Here is a 17362-nt window from a genome sequence, read left to right on the forward strand (position 1 = left end):
GTGACGCCTTTCACTCGACCCGGTGAGGAGGCGCGTCGTGTTGCCGAACAGTGGACAGACATGTGGAGAAGCCCGAGATCGCTGGGGACAAAGGGCCGCAGCCTGTGGGTTGTCGGTGGACAACTCCGTGCACAGCCTGTGGATCATTTTTTTGTCCACAGCCTGTGGAGATCCTTCGTCCACGAATCCACAGCCAGGTGACCTGGTCCGATGGTCCCGCATCGGCGGCGCCTGTGGACACAGTCTGGACAACTTCCCAGTCCCCAGGGTGTGGACGGGAAAAAGTCACCGAATCTGTGGAGAGTGGCCGTAACCCGGCCGTTAATCGAACAACGGGTGAGCGGTGGACGACCGTTGGCGGGCGAGGTCCGGCCCGGGTTCGGTGCCGGTTCGGCCCGGGATCGGCCTCGGGACAGCCCGGGATCGGCCTCGGATCGCCCCCCGCGGCCGCCCCGCGCCGGCCCCGCGCCAAGCCCTGGAGCGGGCGCCGGGCAAGGCCCGGCGGCGGGCTCTGGATCAAGCCCGGGTGCTGCCGCTGTCGCCCCGCGCCGCCCCGCGCCGCGCCGCGCCCAGGAATGACGGAGGGCGCCCCCGGATCTCCCTCCGGGGGCGCCCTCCGCGACGTCTGTACGGCGTTCTGCGGCGCCGTCAGCCGTTCTTGATGCGGTTGGTCAGCTCGGTCACCTGGTTGTAGATGGAGCGCCGCTCGGCCATCAGATTGCGGATCTTGCGGTCCGCGTGCATGACCGTCGTGTGGTCACGGCCGCCGAACAGCGCGCCGATCTTCGGCAGCGAAAGGTCCGTCAGCTCGCGGCACAGGTACATGGCGATCTGCCGGGCCGTCACCAGCGCGCGCCCGCGCGAGGTGCCGCACAGGTCCTCGACCGTCAGTCCGAAGTAGTCGGCGGTGGCGCCCATGATGGCCGTCGAGGTGATCTCGGGGGCGGAGTCCTCGCCACCGGGGATCAGGTCCTTCAGGACGATCTCCGTCAGCCCCAGGTCCACCGGCTGTCGGTTGAGCGAGGCGAACGCCGTCACCCTGATCAGCGCGCCCTCCAGCTCGCGGATGTTGCGCGAGATCCGGGACGCGATGAACTCGAGCACCTCCGGCGGCGCGTTCAGCTGCTCCTGGACCGCCTTCTTGCGGAGGATCGCGATCCGCGTCTCCAGCTCGGGCGGCTGCACATCGGTGATCAGGCCCCACTCGAAACGGTTCCGCAGCCGGTCCTCCAGCGTCACCAGCTGCTTCGGCGGCCGGTCGCTGGACAGCACGATCTGCTTGTTGGCGTTGTGGAGCGTGTTGAAGGTGTGGAAGAACTCCTCCTGCGTCGACTCCTTGTCCGCGAGGAACTGGATGTCGTCGACGAGCAGGATGTCCATCTCGCGGTACCGCTTGCGGAAGCTGTCGCCCTTGCCGTCGCGGATGGAGTTGATGAACTCGTTGGTGAACTCCTCGGAGCTCACGTAGCGCACGCGCGTGCCCGGGTAGAGGCTCCGCGCGTAGTGCCCGATGGCATGCAGCAGGTGCGTCTTGCCGAGGCCCGACTCCCCGTAGATGAACAGGGGGTTGTAGGCCTTCGCGGGCGCCTCGGCGACGGCGACCGCGGCCGCGTGCGCGAACCGGTTGGAAGCGCCGATGACGAATGTGTCGAAGAGGTACTTCGGGTTCAGGCGTGCGGTCGGCTCACCCGGGCCGGGCGTCGGCGAGGACTGCTTGGCCGGCTGGCCGGGACCCGCCGGGCCCCCGCGGTGCGGATGACCGGGCCCGGCCGACGGGTCGGACAGCTCACGCCGACCGGAGTCGCGCTGGTCGTAGTCGGAGCGCGACTGCTCGTACTCCGGGCGCTTCTGCCGGTACGGCGACGGGTCGTACGGCGGCCGCTCCATCGACTGGGGACGGTAGTCCTGCGACGGCGGGCCGTAGGAGTCCTGCTGCGGCGGGGCGCCGTAAGGGGCCTGGGACGCGGGTCCGCCGTAGGTGTCCTGCGACGAGGGCGACGCGTAGGGGTCGCGCTCCGGGAAGCCGAGCCGCTGCTGCTGCCAGCTGTGCTCGTCCTGCTGCGGCCGCGGCCAGGCGCCGGGCTCCGGACGCTGGTACTCCGACGGGTACGCGGGCCGCGCGGTGGGCATCTGGTCCGGACGCGAGCCGGGCAGCTGGTCACCGGGTGTCGGGGGCAGCTGCTCGGCGCGGTGCCGGCCGTAGCCCTCGTACTGGCTCTCGTGCGACTTGTCGTAGCCGGTGTCGTACCGGCCGTCCCCCTGACCTTCGTACCGGCTGTCCTGACCGTCGTAGGGGCCGGCAGGGAGCTCGGTCTCCTCGTAGCGCGACTGCTGCTGCGCGGAAGGTGCCGGCGGGGCCGGGGGTTCTCCGACGGAGTCGTCGACGGTGATCGCGATGCGGATCGGCCGCCCGCACTCGCGGCTCAGTGTTTCGCTGACGATCGGGGCGAGGCGGCCTTCGAGGACGCCCTTCGCGAACTCGTTCGGTACGGCGAGCAGCGCGGTGTCGGCGACCAGCGCCAGCGGCTGGCAGCGCCGGATCCAGTGTTCGTCCTTCACCTCGACACCCTGGCCGCGGCCCTCCCCGAGGAGCTGCTCCAGTACTCGTGGCCACACTGCGGCAAGATCGGCAGGCACGTCAGCCACAGGGCACGCTCTCTCGTGGGTCCCACGAACGTGTGGTTGTGGGACGGTCGGGATTCATATCGGGTGGGGCCAGGGACAAAGGAACGAATCGGAGTTCAGCCACGGTAGTCAGGGCGACGGCTACGGTTCAAGTTGTTGTCCCCAGCCTGTGGATAGTGTCCCTCGTGACCGCCGGTTTGACCGAATGGCGCAGCCGCGCGTACCGTAACCAGGTCGAGTTGTCGATGGCTGCTGCCGCCTGCCTCCGATGGGCACAGATCACGTCAGGTGATCGGGAAGCGGTGCACTCGGGCGTTTAACCGCGAGCTACCTCGTGGGCGCACGGTGACAGCCAGGACGGCACCCCGCCACCACCGATTGATTTCTGGAGCCCCCGAGTGAGCAAGCGCACCTTCCAGCCGAACAACCGTCGTCGCGCCAAGACCCACGGCTTCCGCCTGCGGATGCGCACCCGTGCCGGTCGCGCGATTCTCGCGAACCGCCGCAGCAAGGGTCGCACCAACCTGTCCGCCTGAGCCTGATCAGGTCATGACGTCGTGCTGCCTACCGAGCATCGGCTGAGGCGGCGCGAGGACTTCGCGACCGCTGTACGACGAGGTCGTCGGGCCGGCCGCCCGACCCTCGTGGTCCATCTTCGAAGCGGTGCCACGGACCCGCACGCGCCTGGGGAGAGCGCTCCCCCGACGCGTGCGGGTTTCGTCGTGAGCAAGGCCGTGGGCGGCGCGGTGGTACGCAACAAGGTGAAGCGCAGACTGCGTCATCTGATGCGCGACCGAGTCACCCTGTTCCCCCCCGGTAGCCTGGTAGTCGTACGGGCGTTGCCCGGGGCGGGCGACGCCGACCACGCACAGCTGGCCCAAGACCTGGATGCCGCCCTTCAACGGCTACTGGGAGGGGGCGCGCGATGAAGTACCCGCTGCTGGCTCTGATCAAGCTCTACCAGTGGACGATCAGTCCGCTGCTCGGGCCGGTGTGCAAGTACTACCCGTCGTGCTCCCACTACGGCTTCACGGCCATCGACCGGCACGGCGCGATCAAGGGAACGGCACTTACCGCCTGGCGGATCCTGCGATGCAATCCGTGGTCGCTCGGTGGCGTGGATCATGTTCCGCCGCGCAAGCGCCCGCGGTGGCACGAAATGTTGCGTGACGCCTGGCGTGCACGCATGGGCGGGACCTCCGCCGCCGAAACGGCCACCGAAGAGGGACTTCCTTCTCCTTCGGGCCCGGCCGCAGAGACACCGTCCCATGCCCAAGGAGCATGATTAGTGGACACGATTGCCAGCCTCTTCAGCTTCATCACGACACCTGTCTCCTGGGTCATCGTCCAGTTCCACAAGGTGTACGGGGCCATCTTCGGCCCTGACACCGGGTGGGCCTGGGGCCTGTCGATCGTGTCCCTGGTGATTCTGATCCGTATCTGCCTGATCCCGCTCTTCGTGAAGCAGATCAAGGCGACGCGGGCGATGCAGACGCTGCAGCCCGAGATGAAGAAGATCCAGGAGCGCTACAAGAACGACAAGCAGCGTCAGTCCGAAGAGATGATGAAGCTGTACAAGGAGACGGGCACCAACCCGCTCTCCTCGTGCCTTCCCATCCTGGCGCAGTCCCCGTTCTTCTTCGCCCTGTACCACGTGCTCAACGGCATCGCCAACGGTGACACCATTGGCGTGATCAACGACAGCCTTCTGGAGAGCGCGCAGAAGGCGCACATCTTCGGTGCCCCGTTGGCCGCGAAGTTCACGGACAGCGCGTCGGACCTGGTGTCGTTCGACGCCTCGCTGACCAACGTCCGCATCGTGACCGCGATCATGATCATCATGATGTCGGCGTCGCAGTTCTTCACGCAGCGCCAGCTGATGACGAAGAACGTCGACACCTCGGTGAAGACCCCGTTCATGCAGCAGCAGAAGATGCTGATGTACGTCTTCCCCGTCATGTTCGCCGTCTTCGGCATCAACTTCCCCGTCGGTGTGCTCGTCTACTGGCTGACCACCAACGTGTGGACCATGGGCCAGCAGATGTACGTGATCCGCAACAACCCGACCCCGGGTTCCAAGGCTCAGGCCGCGTACCTGGAGCGCCTGTACAAGCACGTCACGCACCACGGCAAGACCCGCAGCCGTGGCGAGCGGGCCATCGTCAAGGCCATCGTGGCCAAGGGCCGCGAGCGCAACGACGCCGAGCGCAAGTTCATCAACGGTCTGACCAAGGTGGGCTTCGCCGCCCAGGCCGACGGCACCGTGATCAAGAGCGAGTCCCAGGCCGCGGCCCAGGCCGAGGACGGCACGCCGACGAGCGCGGCCGCCGCCAAGCGGCAGCAGCCCAAGCGGCAGTCCAAGTCGCAGCGCCAGTCCACGGCCGCGGCGAAGGGTGCCGACGAGACCATCTCCCTGAGCAAGTCCGACGAGCCGGAGGACGCCAAGCCCTCCGGAGCCGCCGGTACGGCCAAGCAGGCCGCTCCCAAGCCCGCCGGCAGCGGAGGCCGTAGCAAGGCCCAGTCCGGGCAGCGCAAGGGCGGCCCGCAGCGCCCCAAGTCCCCGTCCAAGAAGTAAGAAGGAGCCCATCCCGTGACGGAAGGCACCACCTCCGCCGCCGCCGAGGGTGCAGACACCCTGACCCGCCTGGAGCAAGAGGGCGAGATCGCGGCGGACTACCTCGAGGGTCTGCTGGACATCGCCGATCTCGACGGCGACATCGACATGGACGTCGAGGCCGACCGCGCCTCTGTGTCGATCATCAGCGACGCGGGTACCCGTGACCTGCTCAAGCTGGTCGGCCGGGACGGCGAGGTGTTGGAGGCGCTCCAGGAACTCACGCGCCTGGCCGTCCACCGGGAGACCGGCGACCGCAGTCGGCTGATGCTGGACATCGCGGGCTACCGTGCCCAGAAGCGTGCCGAGCTCTCCGAGCTGGGTGCCAAGGCCGCGGCCGACGCGAAGAACAGCGGTGAGCCGGTCAAGCTGAAGCCGATGACGCCCTTCGAGCGCAAGGTCGTCCACGACGCGGTCAAGGTCGCCGGCCTGCGCAGCGAGTCGGAGGGCGAGGAGCCGCAGCGCTTCGTCGTCGTCCTGCCCAACTGATTCGGTACGTACGTGTCTCCGGCCCCGTCTGTTGCGCAGACGGGGCCGAAACTTTGTCAGCCCGGTAGTTCTGGTGGTCGGCGCTCGCAGCGCTGATGCGGTACGGAAGGACGGTCCCCGTGACGGAGGCAGCGGAGCTCCCCCCTGCGCCTGAGGTGGCACGAGAGGTATTCGGCGATCGCTTCGGCGATGCGGTCCGATACGCCGAGCTCCTGGCCGAGGCAGGCGTGCAGCGTGGGCTCATCGGCCCACGAGAGGTACCCCGCCTCTGGGAGAGGCATATGTTGAACTGCGCGGTGCTCTCCGAGGTCGTGCCCGAGGGCGTGACCGTCTGCGACGTCGGTTCGGGTGCCGGACTGCCCGGCATTCCCCTGGCGCTCGTGCGGGAGGATCTGAAGATCACCCTGCTGGAGCCGCTCCTGCGACGGACCAACTTCCTCACCGAAGTCGTCGAGCTTCTCGGCTTGGACCATGTGACGGTCGCGCGTGGTCGTGCCGAGGAGGTCATGGGCACGATGCCGCCGGTGCATGTGGTGACCGCCCGTGCGGTGGCACCGCTGGACCGCCTGGCCACCTGGGGCATCCCGCTGCTGCGCCCCTACGGCGAGATGCTCGCCCTCAAGGGCGACACCGCGGAGGAGGAGTTGAAGAGCGCGTCCACGGCGCTGAGCAAGCTCGGAGCCGTGGGCACCTCGATCCTGCATGTCGGTGAGGGCGTGGTGGACCCTCTGTCCACGGTGGTGCGGGTCGAGGTCGGGGAGAGTCCGGGCGGTGTGAGGTTCGCCGCCAAGCGGGCCAAGGCGGCCCGTACCAGCCGAACGCGCCGACGCCGCTGAGACGTACTCCACACAAGCAGCCAAACCTACGCATCACGGAGTGTCGCGAGGGATCCGGCCGCCGCGGCTGTGCATCGTGTTTCACGTGAAACGTCGCTCTCTGCTCCACGGCATCATCAGCCGCGGCCGCGCCGCAGCCGAACCCCGCGACCGTAAGCCTCTCGGTTCACTCGATGAGAGACGGGAGTTGTCCACAGAGGTGGATTTCTCCACAGAACACCAGGCCTCACTGGTTCACGACCCCGAAGCCATGGGAGGCTCTGTTCATTGCGAGCCTGAAGTCGAGGAGAGTGAATCCTTGCGGTCCGACGCCAACATCGCGGGACCGATGACCGATCCGGTCCCCGGTCCCCGTACCGAGTCTTTTGGGGAGGATGTTTCACGTGAAACACCGCCCCCGATGGACGACACCCCGATCGGTCGTGCTGCCCAACTCGCTGTGGAGGCTCTGGGCCGCGCCGGCGAGGGCCTGCCACGCCCTGAGCAGACCCGTGTGATCGTCGTCGCCAACCAGAAGGGCGGGGTGGGCAAGACGACGACGACCGTCAACCTTGCCGCTTCCCTGGCCCTGCACGGTGGCCGGGTCCTGGTGGTCGACCTCGACCCCCAGGGCAACGCGTCCACCGCCCTGGGAATCGACCACCACGCCGAGGTTCCGTCGATCTATGACGTGCTGGTCGACAGTCGCCCGCTTGCGGAAGTCGTCCAGCCCGTTCCCGATGTAGAAGGTCTCTTCTGCGCTCCCGCCACGATCGATCTCGCCGGCGCGGAGATCGAGTTGGTGTCCCTGGTGGCACGTGAGAGCCGCCTCCAGCGAGCGATCCAGGCTTACGAGCAGCCGCTGGACTACATCCTCATCGACTGCCCGCCGTCGCTCGGCCTGCTGACGGTCAACGCGATGGTGGCCGGCGCCGAGGTCCTCATCCCGATCCAGTGCGAGTACTACGCGCTGGAAGGTCTGGGGCAGCTGCTGCGTAACGTCGACCTGGTGCGGGGACACCTCAATCCCACCCTGCATGTGTCGACCATTCTGCTCACCATGTACGACGGCCGGACGCGCCTCGCGTCGCAGGTCGCGGAGGAGGTGCGCACCCACTTCGTGGAGGAGGTGCTGCGGACGAGCATTCCCCGCTCCGTCCGTATCTCCGAGGCGCCGAGCTATGGACAGACGGTGCTGACCTACGATCCGGGATCGAGCGGTGCTCTCTCCTACCTTGAGGCAGCACGAGAGCTGGCGCTGAGGGGTGTCGGGGTCAGCTACGACGCGACACACGCCCATATCGGCGCCCAGAACAACGCGAACATGGTGGAGGGCATTCAGTGAGTGAGCGACGGAGGGGGCTGGGCCGCGGTCTTGGTGCACTGATCCCTGCTGCCCCGACGGAGAAGACACCGGCGCAGGCCGCGGTGGGAGGCGGAGGATCCATGTCCCCCGCAGCTCTGCCGGTTCTGACGAACGACCGCGGGGTGGCAGCGGCGAAGGTGGCCGCGCTGCTGCCTGTTTCACGTGAAACGGAGGAGGTGTCGGCGAACGGCTCCGTGGAGATGCCGGCGCCGCCCGTCGGCGCGCACTTCGCCGAGATTCCCCTCGATCACATCGCGCCGAACCCGCGTCAGCCCCGTGAGGTCTTCGACGAGGACGCGCTGCACGAGCTGATCACCTCCATCAAGGAGGTCGGTCTGCTCCAGCCGGTCGTCGTTCGTCAGCTGGGCCCCGCGCGCTATGAGCTGATCATGGGTGAGCGGCGTTTCCGGGCCTGCCGTGAGGCCGGTCTGGAGGCGATCCCGGCGATCGTGCGGGCCACGGACGACGAGAAGCTTCTCCTGGACGCGCTTCTGGAGAACCTCCACCGGGCCCAGCTGAACCCGCTGGAAGAGGCAGCCGCCTACGACCAGTTGCTGAAGGACTTCAACTGCACGCACGACCAGCTGGCGGACCGCATCGGTCGATCCCGCCCGCAGGTCTCCAACACGCTGCGTCTGCTGAAGCTCTCGCCGGCCGTTCAGCGCCGGGTCGCGGCCGGAGTGCTCTCCGCCGGTCACGCCCGGGCCCTGCTCTCGGTCGATGACTCGGAGGAGCAGGACCGGCTGGCCCACCGCATCGTGGCCGAGGGTCTTTCGGTGCGGGCTGTCGAGGAGATCGTGACCCTCATGGGTTCGCGTCCGCAGACGGCTCAGCGTGCCAAGGGGCCGAGGGCCGGCGGCCGGGTCTCTCCGGCACTGACCGACCTCGCGACCCGGCTCTCGGACCGCTTCGAAACCCGGGTGAAGGTCGACCTGGGCCAGAAGAAGGGCAAGATCACCGTCGAGTTCGCCTCCATGGAGGACCTGGAGCGCATCCTCGACTCGCTCGCGCCCGGCGAAGGCCCCGTGCTGCAGAAGGGCCTCGTGGACGGCGACGCCGAGGAGTCGGAAGACTGAGCCGCGGCTCGGCCGAGCGCCTGTCGGCCGTGGGACCTGTGAGCGAGCCGTGTCCGGTGTGTCCCGGAACACGGCTCGCTCTTTGCTTTCAGGCGGTATCGATGGAATCGCATCGTGGATACGATGCGATGGGGTTGTGGCGCATCCACCTGGCAGTACCTCGGAGCGGGAGGCGGGGGCCATGCGAACGATGAGCCGGACCGGACTGGTGAGTGCCGGCCTGGGCCTGGGCGCGGTCGGCGGGTTCGTCGGCAGCCTGCTCAGGGAACGGAGCGCTCTGACAGCCGCTCGCGACGCTGCGAGCGAAGGAAGCGAGGAACAGCCTTCATGGGGCGTCGGCTCGTACCGCTCACGCTGGACAACCTTCAAGACCTACCCAAGCGCTGCCGGGCGTGTGTCTTCTGGGAGCTGGACCCCGTCAGCAGTGCGGCCGCGGTAAGGGCGGGTACGTCCGCTCTGGAGAAGGAGTCCTGGATCTCCGCTGTTCTGCTGGACTGGGGGTCGTGCGGCCGGGTCGTCTATGTGGACGACGTTCCCGTGGGGTTCGTGCTCTACGCGCCGCCCGCCTACGTTCCCCGTTCGACGGCGTTCCCCACGAGCCCTGTGTCGCCGGACGCCGTGCAGCTGATGACCTCGTTCATCATGCCGGGCTACCAGGGGCAGGGGCTTGGTCGTGTGATGGTCCAGACGGTTGCCAAGGATCTGCTGCGACGGGGCTTCAAAGCGATCGAGGCGTTCGGCGACGCACGCTGGAAGGAGCCGGCCTGTGTCCTCCCGGCCGACCATCTGCTGGCAGTGGGCTTCAAGACGGTGCGTCCTCATCCCGCTCATCCTCGGATGAGGCTGGAGCTGCGGACCACACTCTCCTGGAAGGAAGACGTGGAGATGGCGCTCGACCGGCTGCTGGGTGCGGTGCAGAAGGAGCCGGCGCTGCGCCCGCTCTGAAGAGTTCCGTAACGCAATGGGCCAGCCCCTGAGGGGCTGGCCCATTCGTGTTTCACGTGAAACATCAGCCGTCGACGGGACGGCTCAGCGTGTCACTCGGAGATGAAGCTCTCCAGGTCGCGGACGAGCGCGGCCTTCGGCTTGGCACCGACGATGGTCTTGGCGACCTCGCCGTCCTGGTACACGTTCAGCGTCGGGATCGACATGACGCCGTACTTGGCGGCCGTACCCGGGTTCTCGTCGATGTTGAGCTTGACGATCTCGATCTTGTCGCCGTGCTCGGCGGCGATGGCCTCGAGCGAGGGGGCGATCTGGCGGCACGGACCGCACCAGGCGGCCCAGAAGTCCACCAGGACGGGCTTGTCGCTCTTGAGGACGACCTCGTCGAAGTCGGCGTCGGTCACATTCTTCAGGGTGCCGGCCACAGGGGGCTCCTTAATTCTCTGGGCGGTGGGGCGGGAGAGGGTCAGACTGCGGTCTTCTCGGGCTCGGCCTGCTCCTCGTCCGCGAGGCCGGCGAGGTAGCGCTCGGCGTCCAGAGCGGAGGAGCAGCCGGTGCCGGCCGCGGTGATCGCCTGGCGGTAGGTGTGGTCGACCACGTCGCCGGCGGCGAAGACACCCGTCAGGTTCGTCCGGGTGGAGGGCGCGGCGACCTTCAGGTAGCCCTCCTCGTCCAGGTCGAGCTGACCCTTGAAGAGCTCGGTGCGCGGGTCGTGGCCGATCGCGATGAAGAGGCCGGTCACCGGGAGGTCCGAGAGCTCACCCGTCTTGAGGTTGCGCAGCTTCAGCCCGGCCAGCTTCGGGTCGCCCTGGATCTCGGCGACTTCGCTGTCCCACACGAACTTGATCTTCGGGTCGGCGAAGGCGCGTTCCTGCATCGCCTTGGAGGCACGCAGGGTCTCCCGGCGGTGGATGATCGTCACGGACTTGGCGAAGCGGGAGAGGAAGGTTGCCTCCTCCATCGCGGTGTCGCCGCCGCCGATCACGGCGATGTCCTGGTCCTTGAAGAAGAAGCCGTCGCAGGTGGCACACCAGGAGACGCCGCGGCCGGAGAGGGCGTCCTCGTTCGGCAGGCCGAGCTTGCGGTGCTGGGAGCCGGTGGTCACGATGACGGCCTTGGCCCGGTGGATCGTGCCCGCGGTGTCCGTGACGGTCTTGATCTCACCCGTGAGGTCGACGGAGACGATGTCGTCGGGGATCAGCTCGGCACCGAACCGCTCGGCTTGGGCGCGCATGTTGTCCATGAGCTCGGGGCCCATGATGCCGTCCTGGAAGCCGGGGAAGTTCTCCACCTCGGTGGTGTTCATCAGAGCGCCGCCCGCGGTGACGGCGCCTTCGAACACGAGCGGCTTCAGCGACGCGCGCGCGGTGTACAGCGCCGCGGTGTAGCCGGCGGGCCCGGAGCCGATGATGATCACGTTACGGACGTCGCTCACGGCTTGTTTCCTCGTCTCTGGACTGCATCGGTTGAGCGGTGGGAGCTACTTGGACTCTCACCCCACCCAACGGATCCTAAGGGGCGTGCATTCCCGGTGTGTCCGGGCACACGGAGGGACCACACCGTAGGGGATGACGGGGGGACACGGCGCAGCAGCTAGAGGGGCGTCGGTCGTCAGCGACGCGTGTAGGAGTTCGTCAGCAGGACCTTCGCCGGACTCGCCGCTGGATGATCCACACAGGTCTTGTCCATGACGTAGGCGTCGATCCGCGTGCTGTCGGATCTGTCCGGCAGTACGACGAGGAGAGCGCCCTTCCCCTGGTAGGTGCCTTCCTCGATGGCGAGCGCCGTGTCGCTGCGGCCGATGCCCTGCTGAACGCAGGAAGGCACCACCGGCTGCCGGAGGATCTTGGTGGACTGGTTACCGGGTGATGCGGCGTCGGATGCTCCTTCGATGCCCAGGCTGTGCGCGCCACGGGAGTCCGCGGCCTTGGCGAGGAGATCGGTGACCCGCCCCTCCAGCCCGCTCGCGGAGAAGGTGTCCGGTCCGGTCGACTCATGAGCCGAAGTGCCCGGCCCCCCGCCGTCCGTGAGGGACGACACCAGGACGGAACCGAGCCCCAGCGCCGCGACGGTGAGGACCGCCCCGAGGACAGCGATCCTGCGGCGGCCGCCTCGCTTACGGTCCTTGCGGCCCGGGCCGGTGGCGGCGTGGGCGCGCCCGGCGGGCCGGTCCGTCGCCGTCGGTGTTTCACGTGAAACATGGAGCGCGTCGGTGTCTGTCGTGACGGCATCGGCCGACGGCGAGGTGTCGGCGTTCTCCGGCACCGTGGCGTTCAACAGCGCCTCGGCGGCGAGTGCGGCATCGATGCGGTGGGCGACGTCGTCCGGCATGCGCGGTGGGCCGGGGAGGGTGCCCAGAAGGCCGCGGATTTCCTCGAGGGACGCGTGGACGTCCGCGCAGAGCTCGCAGGTGTCCAGATGCCGACGTACGTCGGCGCTCCGGGAGGGAGCGAGCAGGCCCTCGGTGAGGTCGGAGATCTCCGCGACGTCCGGATGCCCGGTCGTGTCCTTCGTCGAGGTCACGCTCGCCCACCTCCGCCCTTCACAGCAGCTGAATCGCCTGTCCCGGCGTTGCCCGGCCCCTCGTCCCGAGGTTCCGCTGCCGGTGGGACGGATGTCCCCTGCGCCCGGTTCCGTCCTGTGCCGTTTTCTCTGCCGCCGCCGGCCGGTCGCAGATGGGTGAGGAGCGGCAGGAGTCTGGCTCTGCCGCGGGCGCAGCGGCTCTTCACGGTGCCGGTCGGCACGTCGAGCACGCGGGCGGCCTCGGCGACCGGGTAGCCCTGCATGTCCACGAGGACGAGGGCGGCTCGCTGGTCGGGCGGGAGGGTGCCGAGCGCTTCGAGGAGCTGGCGGTGCAGGTCGTTGCGCTCGGCGGGCGCGGACGCCGACTCGTGCGGTTCGAGCAGCTGCTCCAGTCGCTCGGTGTCGTCGACCGGTGAGGTCTTGCGGGAAGCCGCTTTGCGGGCGCGGTCCAGACAGGCATTCACCGTGATGCGGTGCAGCCAGGTCGTGACGGCGGACTGGCCGCGGAAGGTGTGGGCGGCCCGGTAGGCGGACACGAGGGCGTCCTGGACGGCGTCAGCGGCCTCCTCGCGGTCTCCCAGCGTGCGCAGGGCCACCGCCCAGAGCCGGTCGCGGTGACGCCGTACGAGCTCACCGAAGGCGTCGGGGTCGCCCTCTACGTGGCGGGTGAGGAGGTCCTGGTCGCTCGCCTCGTCATATCCGGCGCCTTCCGCCATCGGACCTCCTCCCCCTGCGGTGAGACGTCAGCCCGTGAACTTCACGTCGGTGATGGCCTGCTTGAAGCCGGAGCCGCTGTACTGGTCACCGGGCGCGTACGGCGCGGCGGTGATCCATACGAGAACGTACCGCGTCTTCGCCGGTGTCTTGGCGGAGATCTTCAGTTCCTGTCCGGACGTCTTGGCGTCGGCGATCTTCGTCATGGATGTGAGGGGTGCCGACGACGACAGCGAATCGGCCGCGTACAGGCTCACGGCGGTGTGGCCGCCACCGTAGCGAAGCCCTATCGAGGCTGCCGAGACGCTCTGCTCGGAGCCGAGGTCGTAGACGATGCCCACGCCCTTCTTGAACGGCGCGAGCACGGGCCCGTCGTCGAAGGAGTACGACCGCCAGTACGTGGAGCTGTCGTTGTCGTACGTCAGCTTCGCGTCGTCGGGGTGCTGGGGCTTGCCGTCCGGGTAGTACTCGGCGGCATCCTGGATCTTGAGCGTCGTGACCGGCTTGGGTGCGGTGCTGTTCTTGTCGCCCTCGTCCGTCGTCTGCGTCTGGTCCGGGTCGTCGGACCGGACCCGGTCCATCAGGGCGTCCGCCAGCTGCCAGCTGCCCAGTCCGAGGGCGGCGATGAGGAGGGCGGAGACCGCCCACTTCAGTGCCTTGCCGGTGCGGCTCTGCAGTGGGGGCGGCGGGGGCGCCACCTGCTGGGTGACGCCCGGATGGGGCGAGGGGCGGCCGTAGGTGCCCTGCTGGTACGTCGTGCGCTGGTACTCGGGCGGGGCGGTGAACGCGGGCTCCGGCGGGCGGATGCGGGGCATCTCGCCGATCGCCTTCACCAGCTCCTCCGGCGTCGTGCAGGCAGCCTCGTGCCGGGAGGCGGTCGCGCCGTCGTTGACGAGGGCGCGCATCGACAGCTCCGACAGGCCCCGGTGGACGCCGGCGCGCACCTGGTCGGGAGCGATCAGACCGATGTCCTTGGGCAGCCCCGAGAGGCCGTAGGCGTCGTTCTCGTAGGGCCAGCGCTGGGTGAGCGCCGCGTACAGCAGGGCGCCGATCGCCTCGGTGTCGGTGCGCTGAGGGGTGTCGGTGGTGACCCCGCGCAGGGCGGCGTTCACCGCGAGGCCGCGGATGCGCCACTGGCCGGAGGAGGTGCGCAGAACGGCGTTGGGGTTCAGACGCAGATGCGCCAGGCCTTCGCGGTGGGCGGCGGCCATGGCGGAGGCGATCTGACTCACCATCTGGTAGGCGTCGTGCGGCTCCAGCGGACCGGCCGCGAGCAACGCGGTCAGCTCGGTGGCGTCGGGCAGCCACTCATGGACCACGTAGACGAGGTCGTTCTCCTCGACGGCGTCCAGTACTTGGACGAACCGGGGATCGCCGAGCAGGGCGGACGAGCGGGCCGCTGCCAGCACCGAACGGGCCCGGGTGTGGTCCGCGGGCAGGATGTGGACGCCCACGGCACGACGGAGTTTCTCGTCGACCGCACGCCAACTGCTGAAACCGTCCAGACGGGTGACGCACTCTTCGAGGCGATAGCGCCTGGCGAGCTTGTGACCACTGTGCAGTTCCGGCGGTGAGGCCTTCCCGGGACGTTCCGCCCCGCCGCTCCCCTGTGCCTCGTCGCTGTCCGTGTCCTGCTCCCGGTTCTTGACCACCCCGTCGGCCGTGGACTGGTCCGCTTGTGCGGTCAGCGGCTTGTCACCGCTGTTGTCTGCCACGTCGACGGCAGCTGTGCTCCGTTCCGCCACCGTCGTTCCTGCCTCCCCATTCAGTGCGCGCCGTCCGGCCTCGTGCGCGCCGTGCGACGCCGAACCCAATTGTGCCCACAGTCCGCCGCTATGCACGACACGCGGCGGCGGACGATGGTTGTGCGCCTACCCCATGACTCAGCGACCCAGGCGTCCGCGAACCATGCCGACGAGCGAATTGAGCTCCTCGATGCGCATGCGGCGGGCGGCGACGAAGAAGGTGCCGAGCAACAGGACCCCGCCGGCCAGCAGCGCGGCGAAGGAACCCAGGACGCCCTGGCCCAGGCTGTGGCCGATGCCGTAGCAGGCCGCGCCGCTGATCAGGGCGGCCGGAACGGAGGCGATGCACAGCCGGGCGTAGGTCCGCAGGACATGGGAGCCGTCGAGGTCGCCGCCGAGCCGCTTGCGCAGCCGGTTCCAGGCGACGCCGACGCCGATCGCGTAGGCCAGGCCGTAGGAGGCCGCCATGCCGACCACGGCCCAGCGGGGGGGAAGGACGAAGTAACAGAGTGCCGAGGCGCTCGCGTTGACCGCGGCCACGATGACCGTGTTGTAGAAGGGGGTCCGGGTGTCCTCGTAGGCGTAGAAGGCGCGCAGGACGACGTACTGCACGGAGTAGGGGATCAGACCGAGGCCGAAGGCCATCAGCATGAAGCCCATGTTCGTGGCCTCGCTGGTACCGGAGGAACCGAAGATCAGCGTGCACATCGGGATGCCGAGTGCGAGGAAGCCGAAGGCGATCGGGACGATCGCGACGGCCGTGGTGCGCAGGCCCTGGGAGATGTCGTCGCGGACCGCGCCGGCGTCGCCCTCGGCCGCCGAGCGGGAGATGCGGGGCAGCAGCGCGGCCATCAGGGAGACGGTGATGATGGCCTGCGGCAGTCCCCAGATCAGCTGGGCGTTGGCGTAGGCGGCAAAGCCGGTGCCGTCGACCGGCGAGTCCTCGCCCGCAGATGTGGACAGCTGGGTGACGACGAGCGCGCCGGCCTGGTTGGCCAGGACGAACAGCACGGTCCACTTGGCGAGGGTCGCCGCCTTGCCGAGGCCGTGGCCCTTCCAGTCGAAGCGCAGCCGAAGACGGAAACCGGTCTCGCGCAGGTACGGGATCATGGCGAGGGCCTGTACGACGAGGCCGAGCAGGATCCCGATGCCGAGGAGTCGCTCCCCCTCCGGCGGGATGGTCGTGACCTTCATGCCGGAGTCGGCGGAGGTGCCGTAGACCCAGATGAACATGCCCAGGGTCACGATGATGACGATGTTGTTCAGGACCGGAGTCCACATCATCGCGCCGAACTTGCCGCGCGCGTTGAGGATCTGTCCCATCACCACGTGGACGCCCATGAAGAAGATCGAGGGCAGGAAGTAGCGGACGAACGTGACGCCGACCTCGTTGGCCGCCGGGTTGCTGGCGACCGAGTCGGACAGCAGGCGGATCAGGACGGGCGCCGCGGCGATCGCGGCGACCGTGAGCAGGCCGAGCGCCACCATGACCAGCGTGAGCAGGCGGTTGGCGTACGCCTCGCCGCCGTCCTCGTCCTCCTTCATGGCCCGCACGAGCTGCGGCACGAAGACGGAGTTGAGGCCGCCGCCGACGGTCAGGATGTAGATCATCGTGGGCAGCTGGTAGGCGACCTGGAAGGTGTCGCCGAGCAGACCGACGCCCAGCGCCGAGACGATCAGCGCGGAGCGGACGAAGCCGGTGAGGCGGGACACCATCGTGCCCGCCGCCATGACGGCGCTGGACTTCAGCAGGCCACCGGCGCGTCCGCCCTTCTTGGCGGCGGGAGCGGGAGCGGCGGGGGGCGCGGCCGGCGTGGCGGTGAGGTTCATGGTCTGGTCCACCGCGGACGACGCGGCCACCGGAGCCTGGTACGCCGGTGCCGCTCCCTGCCCGCCCGGAGCGTGCGCCGGGCCGGGTACCGACGGGGGCTCCGCGGAGCGGGCACCGCCCTGTTGCTGGTCGCGGAAGAGGTGGGCGAAGGCGTCGGGCTGGTGCTGCTCCTCGCTGGAGTGCGTGACCAGGTCGTCCACGCCCACGAACTGCGTCGTACGGGGGTCGTCGCCGTACGGCAGGTACTGGGTGGGGCCCTCCGGCTCGGGCGCCGGGGTCTGGGCCCACACGCGCGGGTCGGGGGCGTACGGGGACTGCGGGGGCCGCCCGTACAGCGGCTGCTGCGGCTGCTGCATGCCCGGCGGCGGCGGGGGGTGAGCGGCACGGTCGTAGAGCGCCTCGGCGACCGGGTCCTGCGCGGTGAGGTCCTGGGCCCGGTAGGGGTCCTGGTCGTAGGCGTCCTGGAGGTACATGTCCGCCGGGTGCTGCGGCGGCACCTGGCCGTGCTCGGGCGGCGGGCCCTCGGGGTGGCCCGAGCCGCCCGCGGCCTGGCCGCGGTCACCGTCGTACGGCGCGTTCATGGTTACCCCACCTCATCGTCCCGGGCCCACCGGCCACG

16 protein-coding genes are annotated in these 17362 nt (G+C 68.9%); 9 read left to right on the forward strand and 7 right to left on the reverse strand.

What is annotated here, in order from left to right; all coding sequences use genetic code 11:
• Window positions 1–648 precede the first annotated feature (648 nt).
• A complete protein-coding gene (gene dnaA / locus OHU34_RS21415; protein ID WP_142265157.1) occupies window positions 649–2646 on the reverse strand; it encodes a chromosomal replication initiator protein DnaA in 1998 nt (665 codons plus the stop codon).
• 377 nt (window positions 2647–3023) lie between these two features.
• On the opposite strand from dnaA, the gene rpmH reads away from it, so the two are divergent.
• The 9 genes from rpmH to OHU34_RS21460 all read left to right on the forward strand — a co-directional run bounded on the left by rpmH (window position 3024) and on the right by OHU34_RS21460 (window position 9930).
• Window positions 3024–3161 (forward strand): 50S ribosomal protein L34, encoded by a 138-nt coding sequence (rpmH, locus tag OHU34_RS21420; protein WP_020130646.1) that lies wholly within the window; start codon window positions 3024–3026, stop codon window positions 3159–3161.
• A gap of 21 nt (window positions 3162–3182) precedes the next feature.
• A complete protein-coding gene (gene rnpA, locus OHU34_RS21425; protein ID WP_078615780.1) occupies window positions 3183–3554 on the forward strand; it encodes a ribonuclease P protein component in 372 nt (123 codons plus the stop codon).
• Window positions 3551–3910 carry a membrane protein insertion efficiency factor YidD gene (gene yidD / locus OHU34_RS21430; RefSeq protein ID WP_405767857.1) on the forward strand — a complete coding sequence of 120 codons (360 nt, stop codon included), beginning with the start codon at window positions 3551–3553 and terminating at the stop codon, window positions 3908–3910. The genes rnpA and yidD overlap by 4 nt, the downstream gene beginning before the upstream one ends.
• 3 nt (window positions 3911–3913) lie before the next feature.
• Entirely contained in the window at window positions 3914–5200 is a 1287-nt protein-coding gene (gene yidC, locus OHU34_RS21435) for a membrane protein insertase YidC (RefSeq protein WP_020130648.1), read from the forward strand.
• 15 nt (window positions 5201–5215) lie between these two features.
• Window positions 5216–5728 (forward strand): R3H domain-containing nucleic acid-binding protein, encoded by a 513-nt coding sequence (locus OHU34_RS21440; RefSeq protein ID WP_020130649.1) that lies wholly within the window; start codon window positions 5216–5218, stop codon window positions 5726–5728.
• 119 nt (window positions 5729–5847) lie between these two features.
• Window positions 5848–6564: a 16S rRNA (guanine(527)-N(7))-methyltransferase RsmG gene (gene rsmG, locus OHU34_RS21445; RefSeq protein WP_028806977.1), complete on the forward strand. Its 717-nt coding sequence runs from the start codon at window positions 5848–5850 to the stop codon at window positions 6562–6564.
• Window positions 6565–6814: 250 nt separating this feature from the next.
• Window positions 6815–7888: an AAA family ATPase gene (locus tag OHU34_RS21450; protein ID WP_078615788.1), complete on the forward strand. Its 1074-nt coding sequence runs from the start codon at window positions 6815–6817 to the stop codon at window positions 7886–7888.
• Entirely contained in the window at window positions 7885–8985 is a 1101-nt protein-coding gene (locus OHU34_RS21455; protein WP_142265155.1) for a ParB/RepB/Spo0J family partition protein, read from the forward strand. The genes OHU34_RS21450 and OHU34_RS21455 overlap by 4 nt, the downstream gene beginning before the upstream one ends.
• Window positions 8986–9312: 327 nt before the next feature.
• Window positions 9313–9930: a GNAT family N-acetyltransferase gene (locus tag OHU34_RS21460; protein ID WP_142265154.1), complete on the forward strand. Its 618-nt coding sequence runs from the start codon at window positions 9313–9315 to the stop codon at window positions 9928–9930.
• A gap of 92 nt (window positions 9931–10022) precedes the next feature.
• Here the strand turns inward: OHU34_RS21460 and trxA are convergent, their stop codons facing one another.
• From trxA to murJ, 6 genes are all read right to left on the reverse strand, one after another.
• The gene (gene trxA / locus OHU34_RS21465; RefSeq protein WP_020130654.1) at window positions 10023–10355 is read right to left on the reverse strand and encodes a thioredoxin; all 333 of its coding nucleotides are present in this window, start codon (window positions 10353–10355) and stop codon (window positions 10023–10025) included.
• Window positions 10356–10396: 41 nt separating this feature from the next.
• The gene (trxB, locus tag OHU34_RS21470; protein ID WP_020130655.1) at window positions 10397–11365 is read right to left on the reverse strand and encodes a thioredoxin-disulfide reductase; all 969 of its coding nucleotides are present in this window, start codon (window positions 11363–11365) and stop codon (window positions 10397–10399) included.
• Window positions 11366–11541: 176 nt separating this feature from the next.
• Window positions 11542–12453, reverse strand: a complete 912-nt coding sequence (locus OHU34_RS21475; protein WP_405767862.1) for an anti-sigma factor family protein — start codon at window positions 12451–12453, stop codon at window positions 11542–11544.
• Entirely contained in the window at window positions 12450–13169 is a 720-nt protein-coding gene (gene sigM, locus OHU34_RS21480) for an RNA polymerase sigma factor SigM (RefSeq protein WP_142265152.1), read from the reverse strand. The genes OHU34_RS21475 and sigM overlap by 4 nt, the downstream gene beginning before the upstream one ends.
• Before the next feature lie 27 nt (window positions 13170–13196).
• Window positions 13197–14912 carry a protein kinase family protein gene (locus OHU34_RS21485; RefSeq protein ID WP_142265151.1) on the reverse strand — a complete coding sequence of 572 codons (1716 nt, stop codon included), beginning with the start codon at window positions 14910–14912 and terminating at the stop codon, window positions 13197–13199.
• A gap of 138 nt (window positions 14913–15050) precedes the next feature.
• Window positions 15051–17324 carry a murein biosynthesis integral membrane protein MurJ gene (gene murJ, locus OHU34_RS21490; RefSeq protein WP_230195233.1) on the reverse strand — a complete coding sequence of 758 codons (2274 nt, stop codon included), beginning with the start codon at window positions 17322–17324 and terminating at the stop codon, window positions 15051–15053.
• Between the last annotated feature and the right edge of the window lie 38 nt (window positions 17325–17362).

The organism is Streptomyces sp. NBC_00080 (genome assembly GCF_045041255.1).
GTDB lineage: Bacteria > Actinomycetota > Actinomycetes > Streptomycetales > Streptomycetaceae > Streptomyces > Streptomyces coriariae.

Bases quoted from the DNA above. Each gene is read 5' to 3' on its own strand.
- yidD (WP_405767857.1), top strand. From the start codon at position 3,551: ATGAAGTACCCGCTGCTGGCTCTGATCAAGCTCTACCAGTGGACGATC.
- OHU34_RS21450 (WP_078615788.1), top strand. From the start codon at position 6,815: ATGGGAGGCTCTGTTCATTGCGAGCCTGAAGTCGAGGAGAGTGAATCC.
- OHU34_RS21460 (WP_142265154.1), top strand. From the start codon at position 9,313: ATGGGGCGTCGGCTCGTACCGCTCACGCTGGACAACCTTCAAGACCTA.
- sigM (WP_142265152.1), bottom strand. From the start codon at position 13,169: ATGGCGGAAGGCGCCGGATATGACGAGGCGAGCGACCAGGACCTCCTC.
- murJ (WP_230195233.1), bottom strand. From the start codon at position 17,324: ATGAACGCGCCGTACGACGGTGACCGCGGCCAGGCCGCGGGCGGCTCG.